The 24,759-nt window shown below is 68.6% G+C and carries 23 protein-coding genes; 7 read left to right on the plus strand and 16 right to left on the minus strand.

Annotation, left to right across the window (positions count from 1 at the left end):
* The first annotated feature begins 254 nt into the window (after positions 1-254).
* Together K6V06_RS14445 and K6V06_RS14450 are read left to right on the plus strand one after the other, a co-directional pair.
* Positions 255-1,097 carry a ThiF family adenylyltransferase gene (locus K6V06_RS14445; RefSeq protein WP_222244582.1) on the plus strand — a complete coding sequence of 281 codons (843 nt, stop codon included), beginning with the start codon at positions 255-257 and terminating at the stop codon, positions 1,095-1,097.
* Positions 1,098-1,105: 8 nt separating this feature from the next.
* Entirely contained in the window at positions 1,106-1,573 is a 468-nt protein-coding gene (locus K6V06_RS14450) for a hemerythrin domain-containing protein (RefSeq protein ID WP_222244483.1), read from the plus strand.
* Between the two features lie 42 nt (positions 1,574-1,615).
* On the opposite strand, the gene trxA is transcribed toward K6V06_RS14450, so the two are convergent.
* Positions 1,616-2,458 (minus strand): thioredoxin, encoded by an 843-nt coding sequence (trxA, locus tag K6V06_RS14455; protein WP_222244485.1) that lies wholly within the window; start codon positions 2,456-2,458, stop codon positions 1,616-1,618.
* Positions 2,459-2,725: 267 nt separating this feature from the next.
* Between trxA and K6V06_RS14460 the strand changes: the two genes are divergently transcribed.
* The gene (locus K6V06_RS14460) at positions 2,726-4,423 is read left to right on the plus strand and encodes a long-chain fatty acid--CoA ligase (protein ID WP_222244487.1); all 1,698 of its coding nucleotides are present in this window, start codon (positions 2,726-2,728) and stop codon (positions 4,421-4,423) included.
* A 32-nt stretch (positions 4,424-4,455) separates the two neighbouring features.
* On the opposite strand, the gene K6V06_RS14465 is transcribed toward K6V06_RS14460, so the two are convergent.
* Positions 4,456-5,259, minus strand: a complete 804-nt coding sequence (locus tag K6V06_RS14465; RefSeq protein WP_222244489.1) for an ankyrin repeat domain-containing protein — start codon at positions 5,257-5,259, stop codon at positions 4,456-4,458.
* A gap of 14 nt (positions 5,260-5,273) precedes the next feature.
* Entirely contained in the window at positions 5,274-6,080 is an 807-nt protein-coding gene (locus tag K6V06_RS14470) for a gamma-glutamylcyclotransferase (RefSeq protein ID WP_222244491.1), read from the minus strand.
* Positions 6,081-6,256: 176 nt separating this feature from the next.
* Here K6V06_RS14470 and K6V06_RS14475 point away from each other — a divergent pair, with 176 nt between their 5' ends.
* The gene (locus K6V06_RS14475; protein ID WP_222244492.1) at positions 6,257-6,577 is read left to right on the plus strand and encodes a hypothetical protein; all 321 of its coding nucleotides are present in this window, start codon (positions 6,257-6,259) and stop codon (positions 6,575-6,577) included.
* Positions 6,578-6,588: 11 nt separating this feature from the next.
* Here K6V06_RS14475 and K6V06_RS14480 read toward each other — a convergent pair whose 3' ends face one another.
* From K6V06_RS14480 to K6V06_RS14505, 6 genes are all read right to left on the minus strand, one after another.
* The gene (locus K6V06_RS14480) at positions 6,589-6,936 is read right to left on the minus strand and encodes an FKBP-type peptidyl-prolyl cis-trans isomerase (protein ID WP_222244494.1); all 348 of its coding nucleotides are present in this window, start codon (positions 6,934-6,936) and stop codon (positions 6,589-6,591) included.
* A 118-nt stretch (positions 6,937-7,054) separates the two neighbouring features.
* Positions 7,055-7,600, minus strand: a complete 546-nt coding sequence (locus tag K6V06_RS14485; RefSeq protein WP_222244496.1) for a YaeQ family protein — start codon at positions 7,598-7,600, stop codon at positions 7,055-7,057.
* Positions 7,601-7,727: 127 nt separating this feature from the next.
* Positions 7,728-8,051 carry a hypothetical protein gene (locus K6V06_RS14490; RefSeq protein ID WP_222244497.1) on the minus strand — a complete coding sequence of 108 codons (324 nt, stop codon included), beginning with the start codon at positions 8,049-8,051 and terminating at the stop codon, positions 7,728-7,730.
* 139 nt (positions 8,052-8,190) lie between these two features.
* The gene (locus K6V06_RS14495; RefSeq protein ID WP_222244499.1) at positions 8,191-8,577 is read right to left on the minus strand and encodes an MAPEG family protein; all 387 of its coding nucleotides are present in this window, start codon (positions 8,575-8,577) and stop codon (positions 8,191-8,193) included.
* Positions 8,578-8,631: 54 nt separating this feature from the next.
* On the minus strand, positions 8,632-8,850 hold the full coding sequence (locus K6V06_RS14500) for an RNA-binding S4 domain-containing protein (RefSeq protein WP_222244501.1): 219 nt from the start codon (positions 8,848-8,850) through the stop codon (positions 8,632-8,634).
* A gap of 68 nt (positions 8,851-8,918) precedes the next feature.
* Positions 8,919-10,676: a glutamine--tRNA ligase/YqeY domain fusion protein gene (locus K6V06_RS14505; RefSeq protein WP_222244503.1), complete on the minus strand. Its 1,758-nt coding sequence runs from the start codon at positions 10,674-10,676 to the stop codon at positions 8,919-8,921.
* Positions 10,677-10,825: 149 nt separating this feature from the next.
* Between K6V06_RS14505 and K6V06_RS14510 the strand changes: the two genes are divergently transcribed.
* On the plus strand, positions 10,826-12,238 hold the full coding sequence (locus K6V06_RS14510) for a CoA transferase (RefSeq protein WP_222244505.1): 1,413 nt from the start codon (positions 10,826-10,828) through the stop codon (positions 12,236-12,238).
* Position 12,239: 1 nt separating this feature from the next.
* On the opposite strand, the gene K6V06_RS14515 is transcribed toward K6V06_RS14510, so the two are convergent.
* From K6V06_RS14515 to K6V06_RS14530, 4 genes are all read right to left on the minus strand, one after another.
* Entirely contained in the window at positions 12,240-12,857 is a 618-nt protein-coding gene (locus tag K6V06_RS14515; protein WP_222244507.1) for a pyridoxamine 5'-phosphate oxidase family protein, read from the minus strand.
* A 113-nt stretch (positions 12,858-12,970) separates the two neighbouring features.
* A complete protein-coding gene (locus K6V06_RS14520; RefSeq protein WP_222244509.1) occupies positions 12,971-13,831 on the minus strand; it encodes a PhzF family phenazine biosynthesis protein in 861 nt (286 codons plus the stop codon).
* Between the two features lie 190 nt (positions 13,832-14,021).
* Positions 14,022-15,647: a gamma-glutamyltransferase gene (ggt, locus tag K6V06_RS14525; RefSeq protein WP_222244512.1), complete on the minus strand. Its 1,626-nt coding sequence runs from the start codon at positions 15,645-15,647 to the stop codon at positions 14,022-14,024.
* 56 nt (positions 15,648-15,703) lie between these two features.
* Positions 15,704-16,681: a tripartite tricarboxylate transporter substrate binding protein gene (locus K6V06_RS14530; protein WP_222244514.1), complete on the minus strand. Its 978-nt coding sequence runs from the start codon at positions 16,679-16,681 to the stop codon at positions 15,704-15,706.
* Between the two features lie 155 nt (positions 16,682-16,836).
* Between K6V06_RS14530 and K6V06_RS14535 the strand changes: the two genes are divergently transcribed.
* On the plus strand, positions 16,837-17,742 hold the full coding sequence (locus K6V06_RS14535; protein ID WP_222244516.1) for a LysR substrate-binding domain-containing protein: 906 nt from the start codon (positions 16,837-16,839) through the stop codon (positions 17,740-17,742).
* A gap of 114 nt (positions 17,743-17,856) precedes the next feature.
* Here the strand turns inward: K6V06_RS14535 and K6V06_RS14540 are convergent, their stop codons facing one another.
* Both K6V06_RS14540 and K6V06_RS14545 read right to left on the minus strand, forming a co-directional pair.
* Positions 17,857-19,359 (minus strand): tripartite tricarboxylate transporter permease, encoded by a 1,503-nt coding sequence (locus K6V06_RS14540; protein WP_222244518.1) that lies wholly within the window; start codon positions 19,357-19,359, stop codon positions 17,857-17,859.
* A 10-nt stretch (positions 19,360-19,369) separates the two neighbouring features.
* On the minus strand, positions 19,370-19,831 hold the full coding sequence (locus K6V06_RS14545) for a tripartite tricarboxylate transporter TctB family protein (RefSeq protein WP_222244520.1): 462 nt from the start codon (positions 19,829-19,831) through the stop codon (positions 19,370-19,372).
* Between the two features lie 387 nt (positions 19,832-20,218).
* Here K6V06_RS14545 and K6V06_RS14550 point away from each other — a divergent pair, with 387 nt between their 5' ends.
* Complete coding sequence (locus K6V06_RS14550; protein WP_222244522.1) at positions 20,219-21,955, plus strand: potassium/proton antiporter; 1,737 nt, start codon at positions 20,219-20,221, stop codon at positions 21,953-21,955.
* Positions 21,956-21,976: 21 nt separating this feature from the next.
* On the opposite strand, the gene K6V06_RS14555 is transcribed toward K6V06_RS14550, so the two are convergent.
* A complete protein-coding gene (locus tag K6V06_RS14555) occupies positions 21,977-24,676 on the minus strand; it encodes a hypothetical protein (protein ID WP_222244524.1) in 2,700 nt (899 codons plus the stop codon).
* Positions 24,677-24,759 lie beyond the last annotated feature (83 nt).

The following is a 24,759-nucleotide window of genomic DNA, read 5'->3' on the forward strand; positions in this document are numbered from 1 at the left end:
TTGGAACTCCTGGTCGCCGCGCTGACCTGCTGGTGCCGGCAGCCAGGCGACATGCGGACCATCGTGAGGCTATTGTATATTTGGCACCTCCGGGCCTCCTGTCCGCCACTGGCTGACATCGATGCCAGCCGATTCTTCAATTCCCCACGCTGCGGCCATCCCCTTGCGGGCCGGCCGCTGTCCCGAGTACCCGCTGCATGGCGCAAGACGACTTCCGCAACGATCGCCCCGGCGACGTTGCCGCTTTCTCCGCAATGACGCCGGCCGAACCGCTGCCGGCGCCGCCGACCCCAGTCGATGACGACTACGACCGCCGCTTCGGTGGCGTGGCGCGGTTGTATGGCGCCGCGGGCCTGGCGCGGCTGGAGGCGGCCAACATCTGCGTGGTCGGCATCGGCGGGGTCGGCAGCTGGGCCGCCGAGGCGCTGGCGCGGAATGCGGTGGGGCGGGTCACGCTGATCGACCTGGACCACATCGCCGCCTCGAACACCAACCGGCAGATTCATGCGCTCGGGGACCAGTACGGCCGCGCCAAGGTCGAGGCGATGGCCGAGCGGATGATGCAGATCAATCCCCGTATTCGCGTGCGCACCATCGACGATTTCGTCACAGCGGAGAATGTCGAAGCCTTGCTGGCCGGGCACGACTACGTGATCGACGCGATCGACTCGGTACGCGTGAAGATCGGGATGCTCGGTTGGGCCCGCCGGCAGGCAGCGCGCATCATCACCTGCGGCGGCGCCGGCGGTCAGCTCGATCCCACCCGCGTGCGGATTGCCGACCTGTCGCGCACGGTACAGGACCCGCTGCTGGCCAAGGTGCGCTCCGGCCTGCGCAAGCACTGGGGCTGGCCGCGCGATCCGAAAAAGCCGTTCGGCGTGCCGGCCGTGTATTCCGACGAGCCGTTGCGTTACCCCGAGCCGGAGCAGCAGGCCTGCGGCCTCGACGAGGCGCCCTTCACCGATGCCGCGCACCCGCCACGCAGCGGGCCCCAGGGGCTGGCGTGCGCGGGGTTTGGCTCCTCGGTCGGCGTGACGGCGGTGTTTGGCTTTGTTGCCGCTTCGGCGGCGTTGACCGCGATCGCGGCATCCCGATGAGCGAGTTCATGCGCGAACCCTGCAACCCGCCTGCTGGCGATCCCGACCTCGATTGCAGTGCCCTGCCGCCGGCACTGCGGCTGGGCGAGCCGGTCACCGACCATCTGCACGCCGAATTCCTGCTACTGCTCGAACAGGCGGCGCAGGCGCCCGATGGGGCGCTGCTCGCCGCGCTGGACGAGTGGCTGGACCATACCCGCTACCACTTCGGCCAGGAGGAGGCGTGGATGGAAGCGATGGGCTACGGCCCGCGCGACTGCCATCGCACCGAGCACGAGCAGATGCTGGCGATTGCCGCGCGGGCGCGCGGCTGCGTCGAGCAGGGGGATGCCGAAACCGGACGCCGCCTGATCGCGGAACTGCCGGGCTGGCTGGCCCAGCACATTGGCCAGCGCGATGCGCCGATGGTCGCGCATATGCGCGAGAACGGCTTCACGCTGGTGGAAGGGCCGGTGCAAGGGCAGGCCGCGCCGTAACGCCGGGCCTGCCTGGCGCCTTTGACTGCGGCCGCCCCGCCGTCAGTTCAGCACGGCGCTCAACTGGCGTCGCCAGCTGGCGACGCTCTGCGGGTCGGGCATCATGCCGAACACCGACAGCATGGTCTTGCGGCCGATATCGTCGCCGAAGGCGCGGTTCTGCCGCACGATCTCCAGCAGTTGTGCCAGCGCGGGCTCGTACTGGCGCCGCGCGATCAGCAGCTGGGCGAGATCCAGCCGGGCCTGCAGATCGCTCGGGTCCGCCTGCACGCGGCCGGCCAGCGTGGCCTCGTCGGGCAGGCCGGCCAGGCCGCGCAATGCCTCCAGCCGCGTGACCAGCGCCGCATGGCCTTCCTCCTGGGCGGCGCGCTCGGTCAGCATGCCGAACTCGGTCTCGGCCGCCTGCATCGCGTTCTCGTCCAGCAGGAAGCCGATGTACTCGATGCGGGCCTCGTCGAAGCCGGGATCGAACGCCACCGCGGCCTGGAACGCGGCGCGGGCCGCTTCCCGGTCGCCCTGCGCCAGCGCTGCGCGGGCCTGCCGCAGCGACACCTGGCCGGGGTTCGGGGTCACCCGCTCGATGAACTGGCGCAGCCCCGATTCGGGCAGCACGCCGACAAACTGGTCCACTGGCCGGCCGTCGACGAAGGCGATCACGTGCGGAATGCTGCGGACGGCGAAATGCGCCGCCAGCGGCTGATTTTCGTCGACGTTGACCTTCGCCAGCTTCCAGCGCCCGCCGGCCTCGCGCTCCAGCTTCTCCAGCAACGGGCCCAGGGTCTGGCAGGGACCGCACCAGGGGGCCCAGAAGTCGACCAGCACCGGCACGCGGCGCGACAGCTCGACCACGTCGTTTTCGAAGTTCTGCAGGGTTACGTCGCTCATCGGTTGCCTCGATAGTTCGCTGTCCGGCACATTCCGGACACTCGGTTCCGTGGAACAGGTAAGGTCGGACCGCAGCGAATCAAGCATGTTCAGTGCAGCCCGCCGCGCGGACATCGCAAGCCGTCCGGGCGGGCCTTGGGGATTGTCCCCCATTGGAAATAGAACGATCGTTCAGTTATATTGACTGACGATCCGAAAACCGGCACGTCGCCCGCGCCCGCCAGTGCCTGGCGACAGCCAAGACGGCCAAGACAGCCAGGAGACACCATGCCCGACCAGCAGCCTCGCCCTCATTTCCAGTTCTGGCCCAAGCGCCTTCCCACGGCGATCGTGCTGCCCGAAACCTCGCTCTGGTACAACCTGGAGGTGTCCGCACGGCGCTACGCCGACAAGGCGGCGATCCGCTATTTTGGCAAGGCGATCACCTTCCGGGAACTGGAGGAGCAGGCCACGGCGCTGGCCGGCTGGCTGCAGCAGAAGGCCGGCGTTGCCAAGGGCGACCGCGTGCTGCTGTACATGCAGAACTGCCCGCAGTTCATCCTGTCCTACTACGCCATCCTGCGCGCCGATGCGGTGGTGGTGCCGGTCAACCCGATGAACCGGGCCGAGGAGTTCAAGCACTATGTGACCGACGCCGGCGCCACCGTGGCGATCTGCAGCGCCGACCTGGCCGGCGGTGTCGCCGCCGCCAACGCCGAACTGCCGGCGGAGCAGCAGCTGCAACATTTGCTGGTCACCCACTATGCCGACGCGCTGCCGTCGTCCCATGTCCATCCCGAGGACGAGCCGCCGGCCTGGCTCACCGCCGAGCATCCGCTGCCGGAAGGAGCGACGCCATGGACCGAGGCGATGCAGGCGGGGCTGCAGCCCGGTCCGCATACCGCCGGGCCGGACGACATGGCGGTGATGCCGTACACCTCGGGCACCACCGGCTTTCCCAAGGGCTGCATCCATACGCACCGCTCGGTGATGCACAACGTCGTCGGCGGCGCGACCTGGTCCGGCGGGGGCGCGGAGTCGGTGATCCTGTCGGTGCTGCCGCTGTTCCATGTCACCGGCATGCAGTACGGCATGAACGGGCCGATCTACAGCGGTGCCACGGTGGTGATGCTGCCGCGCTGGGACCGGGAGGTGGCCGGGCGGCTGATCTCGCGGTATCAGGTCACGCACTGGACCAATATCCCGACCATGGTGATCGATTTCCTCGCCAGCCCGAACCTGGAGAGCTTCGACCTGTCGAGCCTGCGCTATATCGGCGGGGGCGGCGCGGCGATGCCGCAGGCCGTCGCCGAGCGGCTGCGCGAACAGTTCGGGCTGAACTATCTGGAGGGCTACGGCCTGTCGGAAACGATGGCGCCGACCCACAGCAATCCCTACGACCGTCCCAAGCTGCAGTGCCTGGGCGTGCCGACCTTCAACACCGATGCGCGCGTGGTCGATCCCGCCACGCTGCAGGAGCTGCCGCCGGGCGAGGTGGGCGAGATCATCGTGTCGGGCCCGCAGGTATTCAAGGGCTACTGGGGCAAGCCCGACGCGACGCGCGAGGCCTTCATCGAGTTCGAGGGCAAGACCTTCTTCCGCACCGGCGATCTGGGGCGGATGGACGAGGACGGGTATTACTTCATCACCGACCGGCTCAAGCGGATGATCAACGCGTCGGGTTTCAAGGTCTGGCCCGCCGAGGTGGAAAACCTGCTGTATCGCCATCCGGACGTGCAGGAGGCCTGCATCATCGGCACGCGCGATCCGTATCGCGGCGAGACCGTCAAGGCGGTGGTCGTGCTGAAGGCCCACGCCCGCGGCAAGACCACGCCGGAGCAGATCATCGACTGGGCCAAGGAGAACATGGCGGCCTACAAGTACCCGCGAGTGGTCGAGTTCGTCGATGCGCTGCCCAAGTCGGGTACCGGCAAGGTGATGTGGCGGCAGTTGCAGGAGGCGGAGAACGCGGCCCGGCGCGGCTGATCCTGTGCCGGGGCGGGGGCGGCGCGCGGGTCTCAGTGGCCTCGCGCCCGCATCAGCATCTTCACCATGGTCTTGTAGCCGCGCTGGCGGGCATGGCGCGTCGGCGTGTTGCCGTCCCGATCGGCCAGGTTGGCGTCGGCGCCCGCATCGAGCAGCAGCTGCACCACCTGTTCATAGCGCGCACTGCCGTCGCCAAGCACGATTGCTTCCAGCAGGGCGGTCCAGCCCAGCCCGTTCACGTGGTCGACCTGCACGCCCGCCTGCAGCAGCAGCCGGACCACCTCCGGGTTGCCGCGTTGCGCGGCCACCGTCAACGCCGTGCCCCGGTAGCGGTCCATCGCGTTGGGGTCGCCGCCGTGCGCCAGCGCCAGCCGCACCAGCTCGACCTGGTTGGTCGCCGCCGCCAGCAGGATGGCGCTGTTCGATTCCCGGTCCTGATGGTTGACGTCCGCCCCCGCCTGCATCAGCGCCCGCGCAATGCGGGCGTGCCGCAGGTTGACGGCGACCAGCAGCGCGGTGCGGCCGCGCTCGTCCTGTGCATGGGCCGAGGCGCCGGCCGCGATCAACCGTTGCACCAGTTCCAGGTCTCCGGCGGCAGCGGCGACCAGCAGGTTGCGGTCCAGCGCGGTAACGCCGCCGGTGCGGCGCGCGGTCGAGCCCTGTGGCGGGGAAGGGCGCGGCTTGGCAGGCCCTGGCGAGGTGGCGATCGATGCGGGCCGCATGCCGGGCGGCATCGCGCCTGCGCTGGCCAGCAGGGCGCCTCCCAGCAGCAGCGTTCCCAGTCCCAGTGCCTCGGCGGCCTTCAGGCGGCGGGGATGGGCAGTGGGCGTGGACATGGTCGGGTGTGCCGTCAGGCGGCGGCGCGGCGCGGGCCGGGGGCGGGATCGGCGGCAGGTTCGGTCACCGGGTCGCTGGGCGCCGGCCTTGCCGGGTCGGCGCTCCTCGCCTGCGCGGCCAGCGCATCCGCGGCCTGGATCTGCCGCCACAGCCGGCTCAGGTAGGGATCGTCCAGGCCGTGCGTGGCCAGTCCCAGCACGGTCTGGTGCAGGTAGTCCCGCGCCGGGCCGTACAGACCGCAGGCGTGTTGCAGGCATCCGACGATCTGCTCGTCCGGCAGCCGGCCGGCATAGGCTTCATGGGAGCGGTTCATCACGAAAGCGAGCGCTCGCTGGGGGGTCGGCTCGCCCGCCAGTTTCACGCGCAGCCAGCGGGGGTGATAGGCCCCCGTCATCATCTCGCGGCGCCACAGTACGCGAAATTCCTGCTCAAGAACCGCCTCCGGTATCCGAAAGACCATGCCATGGCAGGAGCCGCCGCGGTCCAGCCCGAGCACGAGTCCGGGACGGTCCCAGGTGCCGCGATTGATGCGGGAATACAGATAGAAGCCGCGATGGTAGCCGTGCACGGTCGCCAGGCGCCGCTCGGTGTGCACCACCATCGGGTTCCAGATCAGCGAGCCGTAGCCGAACAGCCAGACATCGCCGCCGTGCCTGTCATCGGCGCCTGCGCCGGCGGTGGCGATCCGGGGGCGGCTCTGCAGGGCGGCGCGCACGGACCGATCGAGTGCTTCGTCGGAAAGCAGCGTCGAGGCGACCGGGGTGCTGTTCAGGGATGCCCGCAGCCGGTCCGCCTCGAGATCTTGTCGGGTGATGGCCATGAGTGCAAGGATAATGCAAAGGCCGGCAGCACAGTCGCATGGCCGTCGACCGCAAGGGGATGGACGCCGGTATGTCGGTTGACGGCAACGTCCGCCGGAAGGCCGGTGCGGCTGCTGTGGCGCATGCGCCGCCGGCAGTCGAATCTACGACGCATCACTGCAAGGAGAGAGGGGCAATGGCGAGAACGCTTACGGTGGCCTTCGGCACCGGCCGGGAGTTCGAATACACGATTGGCGACAGCGAACTGGCGGGCATCAGCGACGATGCCGGCTGGGCGTGGTTCGACCGCGAATATGCCGAGCTGGACTGCAAGGCGTCGAGTCCGGTCGGCAAGGTGCTGGTGATCGACAAGATCCTGAGCGTGGCGCGCTTCTCGGGCGAGCAGCGCTTTGCCAACGACACGGATTGGGCGCGCGATTATGCGCGGCACGCGGCGCATCTGCTGGGACGCGACCGCGTGCGGGTGGACGTGGGGAACGCCTCGATCGGCTTCTGACAGCCGGCCGGTCAGACCGACAGCAGTTCGACTTCGAACAGCAGCGTGGCGTTGGGCGGAATCACGCCGCCGGCGCCGCGCGCGCCGTAGCCCAGGTCCGCCGGAATGACGAGGCGACGGGTACCGCCCACCTTCATGCCCTGCACGCCTTCATCCCAGCCGCGGATCACATGGCCGGCGCCGAGGGGGAAGACGAAGGGGTCGTTGCGGTCCTTGCTCGAATCGAACTTGCGGCCCGGTTGGCCGTTCTCGTAGAGCCAGCCGGTGTAATGGACCGTGACGTGCTTGCCGGCGGTCGCTTCGGCGCCATTGCCGGGGACGGTGTCTTCGTATTGCAGGCCGGAGGGGGTGGTGATCATGCCGTTTCCTTTCGTGACGGGCGGGAAAAAAACGGCGGGCGATGAGAGCCATCGCCCGCCCCGGATGCGCCAGTGTAGCGGTTTTGGCAGCGCCGGTGCGCGCGGCGCCGGCTGCCGTTCAGCCGGCCTGCTGCCAGGTGTCCAGCCGCAACTGCACGCTGCGCTCGTCATCGCTGACCCAGATCTCGCCGTCCTGGATCGTCACGGTCAGCCGCATCGCCCGGCGGGCCAGTTGCGCCAGCTCCTCGACCGCTTCGCCGGGAATGCTCCGCACGGTCAGGTTGCGCAGCTTGCCGGCCTTGCCGGAGACGGATTTCCACCATTCCCGCGCGCTGGCCGGCTGGTAGACGAAGACGGTGACCCGGTCGGCGCGCGAGGCGGCGCGCTTGAGACGGGCCTCGTCCGGCTGGCCGAGGTCGATCCAGTGGGCGATGTCGCCGGTCAGCGTCTTTTCCCAGAGATCCGGCTCGTCCGGCTCGTCCAGGCCGCGCGTCAGCGCCAGGTCCTCGCTCGCCTCGCAGGCGAAGGCGAGCAGGCGCACCATCATGCGCGCATCGTTCTCGGACGGGTGCTGGGCGATGGTCAGGGTGTGGCTGCCGTAGTACTGCCGGTCCATATCGGAGATCGACAGCTCGGCCTTGCAGATGGTCGACTTCAGTGCCATGCGGCGAGGGATCAGGGGTCAGGGGATGCGGTCACGAGGACCGGGACGCCTTGCGGGGCGAACGGAATGGGGCGCGGCCGACAGCGGCGCGCCCCACGGCTGAAGCCGACGACGCGGCGCGTCGGCTTCAGCGGGACTTGCGGTAATCGCTGAGGTAGAAGCGCAGCAGCGCGGCGGCGGCGACCAGTGCCAGGAAGGCAGCGGCGATCACCATCGCCTGGCCGGCGGCACTGTCGATCTGGCCGTTGACGCCCAGTGCGATCAGGCGGCCGATCACCAGCACGGTCAGGATCGGGGTGACCAGGGAGCGCTTGCCATAGGTGCGCAGCACCCATGCCGGGAAGTTGCGCAGGAAATGCGCGAGAAAATCGCGCGGAATACTGCAGACAAGACAGGCCCCTGCGGCAGCCAGTGACGCAGCCACCACATCCCCTACTCCAATGCCGAACATGCTATGCCCCGTTCCTCATGCCCCGGCTCTGCGGCAGGGGCCAAAATCAGCAAAGCGCTGATTCTACAGAAGATTCAAATGTGGTAGGGCGATGTGCCACACCTTCCGCTGCGGAAATTTCGGCGGTGAGGCACCGGCGTCACTGAGGCACCAGAACGGGCAACAGAAACAGCCCGACGATGCACAAAAACCCCAGCGTCCAGCACAGCGAGCGCAACGTGGCGCGGTCGGCGAGATAGCAGACCGTGTAAAGCACCCGCAGCACGATGAAAGCGATGGCCAGCTCGTCGATGCGCGCCTGCGGTGCCTGCAGATGGCTTGCGCACAGCACCGCGGCGGCGAACAGCGGGAACGCCTCGAAGTGGTTGCGATGGGCGAGGTCGGCGCGGCGGGCGCGGCCGGACTGGCGCTCCAGCCAGGCGCGTGGATCGTGATTGTCGAAACCGGGCGCTCCCCATTTGGCAATGCCCACCGTCGCGATGGGCAGGATACCGGCAATCAGCACGCACCAGAAAGCGATTGGCATGGCGGTCCCGGAGGGTTGGGTCGGTTGAGGGGAGGCGTTGGAGCGGGCGCTGGCTCAGGCGGCGACGACGCGAATCGTCACGCCGGGCAGCCGGACGACCTGGCCGGCGCGGATCTTGGCCGTCTTGCGCGCCTCGGGCACGCCGTCGACGGTGACGTCGCCGGCGGCGACCAGCGCCTTGCCGGCGCCACCGCTATCGGCCACGCCGGTCAGCTTCAGCAGGTCGTTCAGCGCGATGAACTCGCGGTCCAGCGTAAAGGTAATGGTCTGCATGGAAAGGTTCGGTGCGGCAGGAAGCGGACGATGCTCGTCCGCTTCCCGCCATTGGGCTGGCTGGCGGCTTATTTGCCCCAGCTGTCCTTCAGCCCGACGATGCGGTTGAAGACCGGTCGGCCCGGCTGGCTGTCCACGCGGTCGGCGACGAAGTAGCCGTGCCGCTCGAACTGGAAGCGGTCCTCCGCGGCCGCGTCGCGCAGGCCCGGCTCCAGATAGGCGGTGATCACCCGCTTGGAGTCCTCGTTCAGCGCCTCGAGGAAGTTCTTGCCGCCCGAATCCGGATGCGGGTCCTTGAACAGCCGGTCGTACAGGCGCACTTCCGCTTCATAGGCATGCGCCGCGCTGACCCAGTGGATATTGCCCTTGACCTTGACGCTGTCGGCGCCCGGCGTGCCGCTCTTGGTGTCCGGCAGGTAGTTCGCATGGACCGCGATGACGTTGCCCTCGGCGTCCTTGTCCACGCCCGTGCATTCGATTACATAGCCATAGCGCAGCCGGACCTTGTTGCCCGGGAACAGGCGGAAGTAGCCCTTCGGAGGATTCTCGTTGAAGTCCTCGCGCTCGATCCACAGTTCGCGCGACAGCGGGAACACGCGGCGGCCCAGTTCGGGACGCTTCGGGTGCACCGGCGCCGAGCATTCCTCTTCCTGCCCCTCGGGGTAGTTGTCCAGGATCAGCTTGAGCGGGTCCAGCACTGCCACGCCGCGGGCGGCGCGGCCATCGAGATCGTCGCGGACCGCGCCTTCCAGCGTGCTCATGTCGATCCAGCTGTCGGACTTGGCCACGCCGACGCGATCGCAGAATAGCTGGATCGATTCCGGCGTGAAGCCGCGGCGCCGGATCCCGACGATGGTCGGCATGCGCGGGTCGTCCCAGCCGTCCACGCGGCCCTCGGTCACCAGCTGCAGCAGCTTGCGCTTGCTGGTGATGGCGTAGGTCAGGTTGAGCCGGGCGAACTCGTACTGGTGCGGCAGCGGTTCGGTGAACACGCCGCTATCGCGCAGCTGGGCCAGCACCCAGTCGTACAGCGGACGGTTGTTCTCGAACTCCAGCGTGCACAGCGAGTGGGAGATGTTCTCCAGCGCATCCGAGATGCAATGCGTGAAGTCGTACATCGGGTAGATGCACCACTTGTCGCCGGTGCGGTGGTGATGCGCGTGGCGGATGCGGTACAGCACCGGATCCCGCATCACGATGTTGGGCGCTGCCATGTCGATCTTCGCGCGCAGTACGTGCTGGCCGTCGGCGTACTTGCCGTCGCGCATGTCGCGGAACAGCTGCAGGTTCTCCTCGGCGCTGCGGTCGCGGTACGGCGAGGGCGTGCCCGGTTCGGAGAAGTTGCCGCGCGAGGCGGCGATCTGCTCCGCGCTCTGGCTGTCGACATAGGCCACGCCGCGCTGGATCAGCGTTTCCGCGAAGGCGTACAGCTGGTCGAAGTAGTCGCTGGCGTAGTACAGGTGGCTCTGGCCGTCGCTGCCTTCGCTGGCGTCGTCCCAGCTGAAGCCTAGCCAGCGGACCGCGTCGATGATCGAGTCGACGTACTCGGTGTCTTCCTTGACCGGGTTGGTGTCGTCGAAGCGCAGGTGGCAGCGGCCGCCATAGTCGCGGGCCAGCCCGAAGTTCAGGCAGATGCTCTTGGCATGGCCAATATGCAGGTAGCCGTTGGGCTCCGGCGGGAAGCGCGTGATGACCGGGGGAAGCGGGCGGCCCTGCTTGTCCTTGCGGCCGCTATAGGTGCCGGCGGCGAGGTCCTGGTCGATAATGCTCCGCAGGAAGTTCGATGCCGCGGGCGTGCTGTCTTGGGTATTGAGATCTTGGCTCATGGCTGGGCCGTGGTGGGCCGGATGGTTGGGCCGAACGTTCGGGGCGGCCGATGGTGCTGCGCGGGCGACGAACTTGCCGCCTGCGCCGGCTTTGGCCGGAACCGGGCATTTTACCGTGTGCCGGCACTTCCGGCTGACAGGAGAAGGCAATGTCATCGTTGAAGGACCCCATCGATGCCGTCCGGGCGTTGTGGCGCCACTGCGCGCTGCCCGACGAGGCGCTCGCCCATCTGCGCTTGAGCGGGGCGGAGCCGGCGCTGCCATCGTCGTTCCCCATCGGCACCGCGGCGCAGGCGAGCCTGTCAGCCGCGGCGCTGGCCGCTGCGGCGCTCTGGCATCAACGCAGCGGACGCTGGCAGCAGGTGTCGGTCGAGATGGCGCATGCCGCCGCCGAGTTTCGCAGCGAGCGTTATCTGCGCGTGGACGGCGGGCCGGCACCGGAGCTGTGGGACGCCATCGCCGGCGCCTACCGCTGCGGCGACGGCCGCTGGGTCCGGCTGCATACCAACTTTCCCCATCACCGTGACGGCGTGCTGCGGCTGCTTGGCTGCGGGCACGATCGCCCGTCGGTGCAGGCCGCCTTGCAGAAATGGGAGGGGCTGGCGTTCGAGACGGCAGCGTCGGACGCCAACCTGGTGGTGGCCGCGATGCGCACCTTCGAGGAATGGGACCAGCATCCGCAGGCACTGGCCCTGCGCGAATTGCCGGTGCTGACGATCGAGCGCATCGGCGACGCGCCGCCCCGTCCGCTGCCGGCGCTGCCGCGGGTCGACGCCCGGCCGCTTTCCGGCGTACGTGTGCTGGACTTCACGCGGATCATCGCCGGGCCGGTGGCCGGCCGGACGCTGGCGGCGCACGGGGCCGAGGTGCTGCTGGTCACCGCGCCGCATCTGCCGTCGGTGGCGCCGCTGGTGATCGACACCGGCCGCGGCAAGCGTTCCTGCCAGCTGGACCTGCGCGATGCCGACGACAAGCGCTGTCTGCACAAGCTGCTGCACCGCGCCGACGTGCTGGTGCAGGGCTACCGTCCCGGCGGGCTGGCCGATCTTGGCATCGGCCCGCAGGAGGTGGCGCGAGCGCGGCCAGGCATCGTCTATGCCTCGCTGTCGGCGTACGGCCACCTCGGGCCGTGGGCCGGCAAGCGGGGTTTCGATTCGCTGGTGCAGACCGCCACCGGCTTCAACCATGCCGAGGCCCAGGCGGCGGGCAAGGACACGCCGCAGCCTTTGCCCGCACAGGTGCTGGACCACGCCGCCGGCTATCTGCTGGCACTGGGCACCATGGCGGCGCTGCACCGGCGTGCCAGCGAGGGCGGCAGCTGGCTGGTGCGCGTCTCGCTGGCCCAGACCGCCCAGTGGCTGCGCACGCTGGGACGGATCGATGACGGCTTCGGTGTGCCGGACCAGCGCATCGAGGACATCAGCGATCTGCTCGAAGCGGTGCCATCGGGCTTCGGCATGCTGACCACGGTGCGCCACGCCGCCCACCTGTCCGAGACGCCGGCCCACTGGGACGCGCCCTCGGTGCCGCTGGGCCACGACGAGCCCGCGTGGCAGAGCTGATTCAGTAGAGGGTTTGCCGGATCCGCTGCGGCAGGTCGGCGTCGTAGGCCCGGCCGTCGATGCCGTCCTGGGTCAGCGCGGCGAGGATGGCGCCTGGAGTCGGTAGCGCCTTGCGCTCGACCTGCGCCTGTGGATCCCACAGGCGCGAGCGCACCAGCGCGCGGGCGCACTGGAAGAACACCGAGCGCACCGCGATCACCAGTACCGTGGCGGGCGCCTTGCCGTCGACGGTGCACCGGGCGATCAGCGCCGGATCGGTGGACACGATGGCGGTGCCGGCCACGCGCAGCGTCTCCTCCACCCCGGGAACCAGGAACAGCAGCCCGACCCGGGGGTCCTCGACGATATTGCGCAGGCTGTCGATGCGGTTGTTGCCGCGCCGGTCGGGCAGCAGCAGGGTCCGCTCGTCCAGCACCTTGACGAAGCCCGGTGCATCGCCGCGCGGCGAGCATTCGGCCATGCCTTCGGCCACGGTGGACAGCAGGCAGAACGGCGAGGCTTCGACGAAGGCGCGGTACAGCGGGTGCAGGTAATCGACCTCCTTGGCAAGCGACGCCTGGCCAGGCTCGCTGTAGCGGGCTTCGAGTTCGGCAACGGTGCGGATGGCGTGGTCGGTCATGGGGATGTCCTGGAAAACCGTTGGTTTGCTCCCCTCGCCCGCTTGCGGGAGAGGGGCCGGGGAGAGGGCATCGTGCACCAGCAACCCCGGCAACGTTCAAAGCACTCCCATCATCATAGCGTCAACGTCCCCCGTCCGATCTCCACCACCCGCCCGCCGACCTGGATCGCGCCGTCTTCGCTTACCTGCAGCCGCAGCCGGCAGGGCCGGTCCACCGCTTCGCCCTGGTCGACCTCGAAGCGCGCCGGCAACGCGTGCCCGGTCGCCAGCAGCCAGCCGCCCAGATTGGCGCAGGCCGAGCCGGTGCCCGGGTCTTCGGCCACGCCGCCGCCCTGCTTGGTGAAGAAGTAGCGCGACAGCACGCGGCCGGGGTTCTGCGGGTCGAAGGCGAACACGTAGGCGGTCTTGCGGCCCAGACTGCTTTGCGGCCACTCGTGCAGCCGAGCGCTGTCGGGGCTCGCGCGCCGCACGGCATCCGGGCTGGCCAGCGGCACCAGCAGCTGGTCGGCGCCGGTGTCTACCCAGATCGGTGAGCCCGCCAGGTCCGCGGCGTCCAGGCCGAGCAGCGCGGCGATCTCGGCATCGGCAAGACCCGAGGGGGCCGTCTTCGGCTGACCGCGATGGGGCGCGGTGAAGGTCCAGACGTTGCCCTGCGCGGACACCGGCACGACGCCAGCGGTGAACTCCAGTTGCAACCGGTCGCCGCTGCCGCGCAACGCCCGCACGACCTGCGCGGTGCCGAGGGTCGGGTGCCCGGCGAAGGGCATCTCGTAGCCGGTGGTGAAGATCCGCACGCGCGCATCGGCACGCTCGGAGGGCAGGATGAAGGTGGTCTCGGAGAGGTTGAACTGTAGCGCGATGGCCTGCATCGTCGCGCTGTCCAGCCCGCGTCCGTCCTCGAAGACGCACAGCGGATTGCCGCCGAAGGTCGATTCGGCGAAGACGTTGAGCAGGCGGAAGGCGTACTGGGTCATGGCGATGGCGATGGCGCGGCGTTGGGAAGATATCGTCAGTGTAGGGAGCCGCGCCGGCCGCGCCATAGACAGTTGTGGCACCCGCGATCGGGCCAGTTGACCACGGCCCGGTCCACCGCATGGTGCGGAAAACGAAAACGGCCCGCCGAGGGGCGGGCCGTGCAGCACAGGAGCGAACCGTCGCGCGGCGTCAGAAGCCGACGGCCTGGCCGTCGCGGCGGCTGTCGCTCGCCGCCACATAGCCGTGCTCGGGATCTTCCGACAGACGCCAGATGAACTGGCCGGAGCCAAAGTCCATATACGGGTCCTGCACCGACTTCAACTGATGGCCGCGCGCCTTCAGGCCCTCGACGGTGGCGGCATTCATGGTGCCCTCGATGTCGAGCGTGAAGTCGCGGTTGACCTTCCAGCGCGGCGCGCAGCAGGCCGCCTGCGGCTGCTGCTTGTAGTCCAGCATGCGCACCACCGTCTGCAGGTGGCCCTGCGGCTGCATGTCGCCGCCCATCACGCCGAAGCTCATCACCGGCTGGCCGCCCTTGGTCAGGAAGCCCGGAATGATGGTGTGGAAGGGGCGCTTGCCGCCGCCGACCACATTGGGCGACTTCGGATCCATCGAGAAGCCGACGCCGCGGTTCTGCAGGCTGATGCCGGTTTCCGGCACGACCACGCCGGAGCCGAAGCCCATGTAGTTCGACTGGATGAACGACACCATCATGCCGCTTTCGTCGGCGGCGGTCAGATAGATCGTGCCGCCCGACTTCGGCATGCCGAACTTGAACTGGGTGGCGCGGCTCATGTCGATCAGTTTGGCGCGCGATTCCAGATAGGCGTCGTCGAGCATCTGCTCGGGCGTGACTTCCATCGTGCGCGGGTCGGCGACGTAGCGGTACAGATCGGCGAAAGCCAGCTTCATCGCTTCGATCTGCAGATGCTGCGAATCGACCGAATCGACCGGCATGCTGGCGACGTCGAACTTGTCCAGGATGCCCAGCGCGATCAGCGCCGCGATGCCCTGGCCGTTCGGCGGGATCTCGTGCAGCTCGAAGCCGCGGTACGACTTGCTGATCGGCTTGACCCATTCCGGGCGGAAGTTGCGCAGGTCCTCCAGCGTCATCGCGCCGCCGCACTGCTGGCTGAACGCGGCGATGCGTTCGGCGATCTGGCCCTCGTAATAGTCGCGGCCCTTGCTTTCGGCGATGCGGCGCAGCGTCTGCGCGGCGGCCTTCATCACGAAGCGCTCGCCCGTGGCCGGTGCGCGGCCATTGGGCATGAAGGTGTCGGCGTAGCCGGGCTGGTCCTTCAGATCCGGCACCGCGGCGGCCCACTTGTGGGCGACCACCGGCGGCACGGCGTAGCCGCGCTCGGCGATTTCGATCGCCGGTTCCATCAGGTCGGCGAAAGGCAGCTTGCCGAAGCGCTCGTGCATCGTCGCCCAGCCAGCGATCACGCCCGGCACGGTGACGGAATCCCAGCCGCGGGTGGGCCGCTTGGCGATGCCATTGGCGTCCTCGCCGTAGCGCGAGCGGAAGTATTCAGGGTTCCAGGCGGCCGGCGCCACGCCGGAGGAATTCAGGCCGTGCAGCTGCTTGCCGTCCCACAGGATGGCAAACGCGTCGCTGCCCAGGCCGCAGGAAACCGGCTCGACGATGGTGATGGCGGCCGCTGCGGCGATGGCCGCGTCGACGGCATTGCCACCCTTGAGCAGCATGCGCAGGCCGGCCTGCGCGGCCAGCGGGTGCGACGTCGATACCACGTTGCGCGCGAACAGCGGAATGCGCACCGAGGGATAGGGATTGGTCCAGTCGAAGGTCTGCATGGTCGGTCTCTCTGGTTCTGTCGCCGCGGGGCCTATGGCCTCGCGGTCCGTCGCATTCAATCCGCGGTGATGTTGCGGTCCTTGATCAGTTTGCCCCAGCGGGCGCTTTCCTTGCTGGCGATGGCGGCCAGCTGCGCCGGCGTGCCGCCCACCGGCTCGGCGCCCAGGCGGGCCAGTCGCTCGCGCACTTCCGGCGCCTGGATCGCCTTGTTGAACTCGGCGTTCAGACGCTTGACGATATCGTCAGGCAGCTGGCGCGGGCCATAGATGCCGAACCAGGTTTCGCTGACGTAGCCGGGCAGGCCGGTCTCGCTGACCGTCGGCACGTCCGGTACCAGCGGCGAGCGCTTCGGGCTGGTCACCGCCAGCGCCTTCAGCTTGCCGTCCTTGACGTGCGGCAGGGCGGTCACGATGCTGTCGAACAGCACGTGGACCTTGCCGGAGATCAGGTCCGGTACCGCTAGCGCGGTGCCCTTGTAAGGGATGTGCGTCATCGTGATGCCGGCTTGCGTGTTGAACGCCTCGGTCATCAGGTGCACCACCGTCCCGTTGCCGCTGGAGGCGTAGTTCAGCTCGCCGGGGTGCTTCTTCGCGTAGTCGATCAGGTCCTTGGCGCTGCGCACCGGCAGCGAGTTGGACACCACCAGCAGGTTGGTGGCGGTGGCAACCTGCCCGACCGGGGTGAAGTCCTTCTCGGCGTCGTAGGGCAGCTTGCGGTGGATATGCGGCCCGATCGAGTGCGTGCTGCTGGTGGCGATCAGCAGCGTGTAGCCGTCGGCCGGCGCCTTGGCGGCGATGTCCGAGCCGATCGCGCCGCCGGCGCCTGGTCGGTTGTCCACGACGATCTGCTGGCCGATGTTCTCGCCGACCTTCTGTGCGATGGCGCGAGCCAGCAGGTCGGTGGCGCCGCTGGCCGGGAAGGGCACCACCAGCCGGATCGGCTTGTTCGGATAGCCTTGCGCGAAGGCGGGGGTGGCGGCCAGCGCGAAGCTCGCGGCCAGGCTTGTGCCGACACGGCGCAGCCAGGGGGTCATCTCGGTCTCCAGTGAAACAAGTGCACGGACGCGGGTCCACCGGGAATTATTGACCCCAGGCGCGCATAATAAAAGCTAATATTTCTTTCCGATTGCATAAGACCCGCTTGCGTATGGGCCGCCCCTTCCCGGTGCGGCCCGCCAGCGTCGCCTCCATGAGTACCATCCGATTTCTCCGAACCTTCGTAGCCGTGGCTGACCACGGCTCGTTCGCCGCGGCCGCCGGGCATGTCGCGCTGACACAGGCAGCGGTCAGCCTGCAAATGCGCGCGCTGGAGGATGAACTGCGCCGCGAGCTGTTCGACCGGTCGGGCCGCATGGTGGCGCTGAACGCCGAGGGGCGCGAGCTGCTGCCGCGCGCGCGCCGCCTGCTGGCACTGTACGACGAAATGCGCGCCTCGCCCGAGCGTCCCGAGGCGATGTCCGGCTCGGTCGCGCTGGGCGCGGTGGTGTCGGTGATGGGCGGGCTGTCGCATGTGGTCGCCGGCATGAAGCGCACCTACCCGGCGCTGGACGTGCGGCTGGTCGGCGCGAAGTCGATCGACCTTGCCGCCCAGGTGGAGGCAGGGCAGCTGGACGCGGCCTTGCTGGTCGAGGGCCCGGGCCGGCTGCCGGGCACGCTGCGCTGGAGCGTGCTGTATCAGGAGCCGCTGGTCGCCATCGTCGCCGCCGGCAGCGACGGCGCCGATGCCGCCGATGCACGCACGGCGCTGGCGCGCCAGCCCTTCCTGCGTTTCGATCGCGCGCAGCGCACCGGCATGCTGGTCGAGCGGGCGCTGCGCCGGGCGCATCTGCCGGTGCGGGAATTTCTCGAACTCAATTCCATCGAGGCGCTGGTGGAGCTGGTCCGGCAGCGAGTCGGCGTGACAGTCGTGCCGCAGCTGAACCGCGCGCGCTGGCATGAGGAGGAGGGCTTGCGGGTGCTGCCGCTGGACACCGGCGGACGCCCGCTGATGCGCACCGTCGGCATGCTGGAGCGGCGCGACCACGCGCGCCGCCATATCACCGAGGCGATCCGCACTGCTTGCGCGGAGCTGTTCGGTGCGCCGGGCCACGGCTGACGCCAGGTCCTCGGACGCGCAGACGAAAAAAAGGGGTGCCGAGCGGCACCCCTTTGTTCTTTCCGCTGCCGCCCGCCGCATGCACGGCAGCGGCGGCAGGGATCGATACCACGCTTACTCTTCCTGGAACGCTTCCTCGCGCTTGGCCTTGATCGACGGCAGGGCGACGATCATCACCAGGATCGCGGCGGCGATCAGCAGGCTCAGCGACAGCGGGCGGGTGACGAACACCGTGAACTCGCCGCGCGACAGCAGCAGGGTACGGCGGAAGTTCTCTTCCATCATCGGTCCCAGCACGAAGCCCAGCAGCAGCGGCGCCGGTTCGCACTTGAGCTTGAGGAACAGATAACCCACCACGCCGAAGGCCGCGGTCTGGAACACGTCGAACGTGGTGTTCTGGACCGAGTAGACGCCGATACAGCAGAACGTCAGGATGGCCGGGTACAGGAAGCGGTAGGGCACCTTCAGCAGCTTCACCCAGATACCGATCAGCGGCAGGTTCAGCACGATCAGCATCAGGTTGCCGATCCACATCGAGGCGATCAGGCCCCAGAACAGCGTCGGGTTGCTGGTCATCACCTGCGGACCCGGCTGGATGTTGTGGATGGTCATCGCACCGACCATCAGCGCCATCACCGCGTTGGGCGGAATGCCCAGCGTCAGCAGCGGGATGAAGGAGGTCTGCGAAGCGGCGTTGTTGGCCGATTCCGGACCCGCCACGCCTTCGATGGCGCCCTTGCCGAATTCCTGCGGGTACTTGGACGACTTCTTTTCCAGCGTGTAGGCGGCGAACGAAGCCAGCGAGGCGCCGCCGCCCGGCAGGATACCCAGCGCCGAACCCAGCGCCGTGCCACGCAGCACGGCCGGGATCATCCGCTTGAAGTCTTCCTTGGTCGGGAACAGGTTGGTGATGTGGTCGGTGAAGGTCTCGCGCTTTTCGCGCTGCTCCAGGTTCGCGATGATTTCCGCGAAGCCGAAGATACCCATTGCCACCGCGACGAAGTTCAGGCCGTCGGTCAGTTCAGGCACGTCGAACGAATAACGCGCGACACCCGAGTTGACGTCGGTGCCGACCAGGCCCAGCAGCAGGCCCAGCACGATCATGCCGATCGCCTTGACCAGCGAGCCGGACGCCAGCACCACGGCGCCGATCAGGCCCAGCACCATCAGCGAGAAGTACTCGGCGGGGCCGAACTTGAACGCCAGTTCCGACAGCGGCGCGGCAAAGCCGGCCAGGATCAGGGTAGCCACGCAGCCGGCGAAGAACGAGCCCAGGCCGGCGGTTGCCAGCGCGACACCGGCGCGTCCGCGACGAGCCATTTGGTAGCCGTCGATGGTGGTCACCACCGAGGACGACTCGCCTGGCAGGTTCACCAGAATCGCGGTGGTCGAGCCGCCGTACTGCGCGCCGTAGTAGATCCCGGCCAGCATGATCAGCGCGGCCACCGGCGGCAGCGTGTAGGTGATCGGCAGCAGCATGGCGATGGTCGCCAGCGGGCCGAGGCCCGGCAGCACGCCGATCAGCGTGCCGAGCAGGCAGCCGAGGAAGGCGTAGGCCAGGTTCTGGAAGGTCAGGGCCGTGGCAAAGCCAAGGCCCAGGTTCTCGATCAATTCCATGGGGCGCTCCTTAGCCGGTGATGAAGGCCGGCCACACCGGCATCTGCAGATTGATGCCGTAGACGAACGCGCCCATGCTGATGATCACCAGCACGATCGTGTTCAGGATGGCACCGCGCCAGGTGAATTCGTGGCTCGCCATCGACGACACCAGTACCAGCACGATCACCGACAGCACCATGCCCAGCGGCTTGAGCAGCAGCCCGAACAGCACCACCGAACCGAGGATCCACAGCAACAGCTTGATGTCCCAGCGGGCGAGCTTGTCGTCTTCGCCTTTGCTGGAAAGGGAGCCGACCAGCACCAGCGCGCCCAGCAGGGCGAGCACCATGCCCAGCCAGAACGGGAAATACCCGGGGCCCATCTTCGCGGCGGTTCCCATCGAATAGCCGCGCGCGACCCAGGAAAAGCCCAAGCCGACCAGAATGAACATCAGGCCGGAGGCAAAGTCCTTTTGGCTTCGTATGCGCAAAATGATTCTCCTCGATTTGACAAAACGGTACGGCAGTACTGCCATGCCGCGGCGCTGCCGCCAACGCCCTCCGATTCCGTTCCCGTCAGGCCATGATGGCGTGCGCGGCGACAGTTCCCGGATGGTGCAAGGCGACGGTTCGGAGCGTTGTGCAGTGCAGCGAAAATGCGCCCCTCACCCTCCCCGTCCGCAGGCAGGGGGAAGTTAAGGGCGGCACCTTTCAGCCACCTTTCAGATGTCTGCAAACTTGACCAATGTGAGGGTATCTCCCTAGCTTCGGTTTGCCCCCCGGTCAGGGGCGCAGCGCGCGGTCATATATCATCGGCCGCCTTGGCGTATTGCCCGGGCGCCGCAATGCCGCAGAAGCCGGGCTGCAAGGGAGATTTCTTGGAAAGCATCGATCATGTCATCCTGATCGGCGCCGCGGTGATGTCGCTCGGCATTGTCTTCGGCGCCATCTCGGCGCGCCTTGGCGTGCCGTTCCTGCTGGTGTTCCTGCTGGTCGGCATGCTGGCCGGCGTGGACGGCCCCGGCGGCATCCGCTTCGCCAATACCTGGCTGAGCTTCCTGGTCGGCAATGTGGCGCTGGCGGTCATCCTGCTGGACGGCGGCCTGCGCACCCGGCTGGCGACCTTCCGCGTCGCGCTGCGGCCGTCGCTGTCGCTGGCCACCGTCGGGGTGCTGATCACGACGGTGCTGGTCGGCCTGTTCGCCGCCTGGGTGTTGCAGATCGACTGGAAGCTGGGGCTGCTGCTGGGCGCCATCGTCGGCTCGACCGATGCCGCCGCGGTGTTCTCGCTGCTCAACAGCAGCGGGGTGCGGCTCAAGGAACGGGTGGCCAGCGTGCTGGAGATCGAGTCCGGCATCAACGATCCGATGGCGATCTTCCTGACCCTGACGCTGATCGAATGGATCAACGCGCCGCATGGGCTGAGCGCCGGGGCCCTGGCCACGCGCCTGCTGGTGCAGTTCGGCGTGGGCGGCGCGCTCGGTCTGGCGCTGGGTTACGTGCTGGCGCGGGTGCTCGAGCGCGTCCGCGTCGCCGAGGGGTTGCAGGCGATCCTGCTCTGTTCGGGCGGGGCGATGGTGTTCGCCATCGTGCAGACTGCCGGCGGCAGCGGCTTCCTGGCGGTGTACCTGACCGGCATGCTGATCGGCAACCGGGAGCGCGCCGTCGGGGCCGACGCCATGCGGGCGATGGATGGCATGGCGTGGCTGGCCCAGTCGGTCATGTTCCTGCTGCTCGGGCTGCTGGTCACCCCCCACCGGATCTGGGAGGTGGCCTTGCCGGCGATGGCGGTCGCGCTGTTCCTGATGCTGGTGGCGCGCCCCATTGCCGTCTGGCTGGCCTTGCTGCCGTTTCGCTTCAATCTTCGCGAGAAGGGGTTCATCGGCTGGATGGGATTGCGCGGCGCGGTGCCGATCGTGCTGGCGCTGTTCCCGATGCTGCAAGGCATGCCGGACTCGAGTCTGTTGTTCCGCGTCGCCTTCGCCGTCGTGCTGGCCAGCCTGCTGTTGCAGGGCATGACGGTGCCGCTGGCCGCCCGCATTGCCCGGGTGCAGCGCCCGTCCTACCCGGAGCCGCTATCCAGGACGCGCATGCAGGGCACCCGCGAACCCGCGTTCGACCTGATGCAGTTCGAAGTCGAGCCCGAGTCCCCGGCGGCGGGCGAGCGGGTGGACCGGATCGAACTGCCGCCGCGCTGCCGCATCGTCACCATTGCCCGCAACGAACGGCTGCTGCCCGCGGAAGGCGCCGCGCTGGCCGCCGGCGACATGGTGTCGGTGCTGGGTCCGGCCAGCAGCGCGCCCGCGCTGGGGCAGCTGTTCCACCGGCCCAGCCGGCCTACCGCCTGGGCCGAGGTGCCGCACGACTTCGTGCTGGCTGGCGAGGCAATGCTGCGCGACGTGGCGGGCCTGTACGGCGTACGGCCATTGACGCCGGACGAGCAGCCGATGACGCTGGAGGACGCCATGCTGGCGGCGTTTCCCACGCCGCCGGTCGAGGGCGACAGTATCGAGCTGGCGGGACTGACGTTGACAGCCGCGAGAATGGACCGCGGCCGCATCGTGCAGGTCGGGTTGCGGTTGCCTCGGCAGGGGCAGGGGCAGGGGCAGGGCTAGGCGCGCCTGGGCGCCCGAGCATCATCGATAGGTTGAGGGGCCGGCGTTCCAGATTGTCGCCCGGCGTGTCCTCCCCCACTCGCGGAACCGACGCCGCAGCACCTCGATCGATTCGTTCACCCAGTTGGCCACCCGCTCGGGGAGCGGCGGGCGGCCGTCGCCGATCCTGGGGGGGCACCAGCCCTCGGGGGGAGCGGCCCAGCGTGGCCCAGCGGCGGCACCGTGCCGCGTCGCGCGCTCGTGCTGCAGGTGCGGGCTGATGCGAAGCACCGCTTCGATCCGTTTCAGCGCGGCAGCGAGGGCATCAATCCCGTCGCAGGCGATCCGCTGGTTGCCCTGGATCTCGCGCAAATCGGTCCCGACGACCGACGCCAGGGGTATCCGCCCCGTGACGTCGTCTTTCAGGCGACCGAGCGCCCCCGCCAGGTCCCTTGCCTGCTCGATCAGCGCCTGGGCTTCGCCCCGTTCGCGGTGGCTGGAGAAGACGACTTCGCCGATGTCATCGCGACGCGCGCTCCAGGATGGCCACAGCTCGGTAAAGGTTCCGATCGTGCTGCAGGCGAGGCCGAGCAGGCCGTCGCGGGTGCCGACGCCGTTCAACTGATCCAGAATGCCGTTGCGCAACCGCTCTCGCCGCCGGGCCTGCTCGCGGTCATCTTCGGGCAGGGCCAGCAGCGCCGCCATCGACCATCCCTGCGGCCCCAACGCGGCCGGCTCGCCCTGGCGGTCCATGCACAGGTCGGCAATCCGCAGCAGCGGGGCCGTGATCCGCGCGCCGGCAATGTCGAACAGGTTCCCGGCGACCGGACCTTCTTCGGTGCCGCCATGCCAGCTTGCCAGCGAAGGGAACAGCTTGCGATAGCGTGTCATGCGCCGGTCCGCCTCGCGGCGCTCGTCGTTCAACTCGCGCATCGACATGTGGCGAGCCTCCAGATAGGGCCGCGTTGCCTCGAATACCAGTGGCGCAAGGTCCGCCGGCCGCAATTCACGCGTGCGGACGATATCGCGCAGGCCTTCCTTGCACGCTTGCCAGCGGTCCTCCAGCGCAGCGGTCTTGTCCGCGCGCAGCGCGCGCCAGCGTTCGCGCGTTTCGACGATGCGGTCGATGGCCTCCGCCACCCTGTCGCAAACCTCGTCCACCGTCCATTGGCGCGCCGCATCGCCGAAAAATCGGCCGCGCGCGCCGCTGCGCAACGCCAGGGCGCCCAGCGCGGAGACGGTATGGTCCCGCCGGCCGAGCTGGTCCGCCAGCCAGAACAGATCGTCGTTGCACACGTCCCCACGTTGATTCGATGGCACGGCGTCCGCGCAAGCGCGCACCGCCATCGCGATTTCGTATTGGCGACCCGGGCCTCGCGCGATCTGCGCCAGATATTCCAGGTTGCGCGCGGCAAGGAACTGACCGAGGTAGCGGCGCTCGCGCAGCAGTTCATCGGCCATCTCCAGCAGCAGCGGCGCGTCGATCCTGGCGCCCTGCATCAGCCGTTCACTGGCCAGTGTGCGCAGCATCCGGCAAAGCTTGAGGAGCTGTTCCAGCCGCACCGCATCGCGCACCCGCTCCGCCGGCACGGCCCCGCTGCGCAAGCACGTCTGCAACTCGCTGCGCCGTCGCCGTATCGCTTCAAGCTGGGGGCCTGCCTCCAGTCGCAGCATTTCCACTTCGCCATGCCAGAGGCCCTCGAACCGCAGTCTCCTGTGGAGTTCGTCCAGCAGCGGGGCGCGAATGCTCAGCAAGTGCGCAAGCTGCGGGGATTCCTCCGCGCGTGCAACCAGTTCGCATTGCGCCTCCAGGTCGTGCAGCATCGTACCTGGCCCGTTCCCCGGTCGGGCATGCAACAACGGGGAATCGGGCAGCGTCAGTTCGGCCGCCATCAGCGCGTCGATTTCCTGCTGGTTGCGCATCAGGGCGGTCAGCAGCTCGGCGCGCCGCCACGCGGACAGCGCCAGACCGACGGACGCCAGCTGGCGGACCGCCCGCTGGCCCGCCGGATGAAGGCCGGGCCCCGGCATCGCGCCGTTCAGCGCACGGACTTCCAGCTTCTGCAGCAGCTGCTTGCGCAGCGCCGGCGACTCCAGCTGGACAGGGTCGAGTCCTTCCCGGACGAGTGCGGCCCGGGCCTCGTCCAGCGCAGGGCCGGCTGGCCATGCCGACGGCGGTCGTAGCGCCAGCATCAGCTGGTTGGCGACGTAACGACGGGTGTCCGGCAGCTCGCCTGCCGCGGCGACGGGGGGCTCGTTGGCGATGCGGGAAAAGAGCGCTTCAAGCGGGCATGGTGCCGTCCCTTCCTGTCCGCGGGACAGCAATGCGGCCCGTGCCTGTTCGCAGTCGCGCTCGAGCCCGCACGCAATACAGAACGCCTCGGCCACTTGCGTAAGCGCCCTGGGACCGATGTAGCTGCCGCGCTGCAGGCGATCGGCAAGGCTCAGTCCGGCGGCGGCATCGCCCGCGAGCCGTATTTCCATCCGGCACAGCCGCTGCCGCACCGTTGCCCCGCCGAGCCGCTCGATCGCGTCGAGCAGCGCTTGCCACGAGGCGCGGTTGACCGCGGTATCGGCGCGCGTCTTGCCGATGCCGAACACTCGGTGCAGGGCGCTGCGCCAGGCCATCCCAGGGGAGGGGCGGATCGCCAGCGAGCCGTCCGGCCCGGCGGACAGCACTGCGGCGAGGGGAAGAGAGGCGGGCAGAGGAATGCGAGGTGCTGCGACGGAGGAAATCGTCATGGTCGGTTGCCCAGGGTAGCCGCGGCATCGCGGACGGTCTAGCCAACGGTAGGGACTGGCGTCAGCCGGGACTTGCGCAAATC

Source organism: Cupriavidus sp. AU9028 (assembly GCF_019795295.1).
In the GTDB taxonomy this organism is placed as follows: Bacteria; Pseudomonadota; Gammaproteobacteria; order Burkholderiales; family Burkholderiaceae; genus Cupriavidus.

Excerpts from the sequence above, each read along its gene's own strand:
- K6V06_RS14445 (WP_222244582.1), top strand. The coding sequence starts at position 255 with ATGACGCCGGCCGAACCGCTGCCGGCGCCGCCGACCCCAGTCGATGAC.
- K6V06_RS14450 (WP_222244483.1), top strand. The coding sequence starts at position 1,106 with ATGCGCGAACCCTGCAACCCGCCTGCTGGCGATCCCGACCTCGATTGC.
- trxA (WP_222244485.1), bottom strand. The coding sequence starts at position 2,458 with ATGAGCGACGTAACCCTGCAGAACTTCGAAAACGACGTGGTCGAGCTG.
- K6V06_RS14460 (WP_222244487.1), top strand. The coding sequence starts at position 2,726 with ATGCCCGACCAGCAGCCTCGCCCTCATTTCCAGTTCTGGCCCAAGCGC.
- K6V06_RS14465 (WP_222244489.1), bottom strand. The coding sequence starts at position 5,259 with ATGTCCACGCCCACTGCCCATCCCCGCCGCCTGAAGGCCGCCGAGGCA.
- K6V06_RS14470 (WP_222244491.1), bottom strand. The coding sequence starts at position 6,080 with ATGGCCATCACCCGACAAGATCTCGAGGCGGACCGGCTGCGGGCATCC.
- K6V06_RS14475 (WP_222244492.1), top strand. The coding sequence starts at position 6,257 with ATGGCGAGAACGCTTACGGTGGCCTTCGGCACCGGCCGGGAGTTCGAA.
- K6V06_RS14480 (WP_222244494.1), bottom strand. The coding sequence starts at position 6,936 with ATGATCACCACCCCCTCCGGCCTGCAATACGAAGACACCGTCCCCGGC.
- K6V06_RS14485 (WP_222244496.1), bottom strand. The coding sequence starts at position 7,600 with ATGGCACTGAAGTCGACCATCTGCAAGGCCGAGCTGTCGATCTCCGAT.
- K6V06_RS14490 (WP_222244497.1), bottom strand. The coding sequence starts at position 8,051 with ATGTTCGGCATTGGAGTAGGGGATGTGGTGGCTGCGTCACTGGCTGCC.
- K6V06_RS14495 (WP_222244499.1), bottom strand. The coding sequence starts at position 8,577 with ATGCCAATCGCTTTCTGGTGCGTGCTGATTGCCGGTATCCTGCCCATC.
- K6V06_RS14500 (WP_222244501.1), bottom strand. The coding sequence starts at position 8,850 with ATGCAGACCATTACCTTTACGCTGGACCGCGAGTTCATCGCGCTGAAC.
- K6V06_RS14505 (WP_222244503.1), bottom strand. The coding sequence starts at position 10,676 with ATGAGCCAAGATCTCAATACCCAAGACAGCACGCCCGCGGCATCGAAC.
- K6V06_RS14510 (WP_222244505.1), top strand. The coding sequence starts at position 10,826 with ATGTCATCGTTGAAGGACCCCATCGATGCCGTCCGGGCGTTGTGGCGC.
- K6V06_RS14515 (WP_222244507.1), bottom strand. The coding sequence starts at position 12,857 with ATGACCGACCACGCCATCCGCACCGTTGCCGAACTCGAAGCCCGCTAC.
- K6V06_RS14520 (WP_222244509.1), bottom strand. The coding sequence starts at position 13,831 with ATGACCCAGTACGCCTTCCGCCTGCTCAACGTCTTCGCCGAATCGACC.
- ggt (WP_222244512.1), bottom strand. The coding sequence starts at position 15,647 with ATGCAGACCTTCGACTGGACCAATCCCTATCCCTCGGTGCGCATTCCG.
- K6V06_RS14530 (WP_222244514.1), bottom strand. The coding sequence starts at position 16,681 with ATGACCCCCTGGCTGCGCCGTGTCGGCACAAGCCTGGCCGCGAGCTTC.
- K6V06_RS14535 (WP_222244516.1), top strand. The coding sequence starts at position 16,837 with ATGAGTACCATCCGATTTCTCCGAACCTTCGTAGCCGTGGCTGACCAC.
- K6V06_RS14540 (WP_222244518.1), bottom strand. The coding sequence starts at position 19,359 with ATGGAATTGATCGAGAACCTGGGCCTTGGCTTTGCCACGGCCCTGACC.
- K6V06_RS14555 (WP_222244524.1), bottom strand. The coding sequence starts at position 24,676 with ATGACGATTTCCTCCGTCGCAGCACCTCGCATTCCTCTGCCCGCCTCT.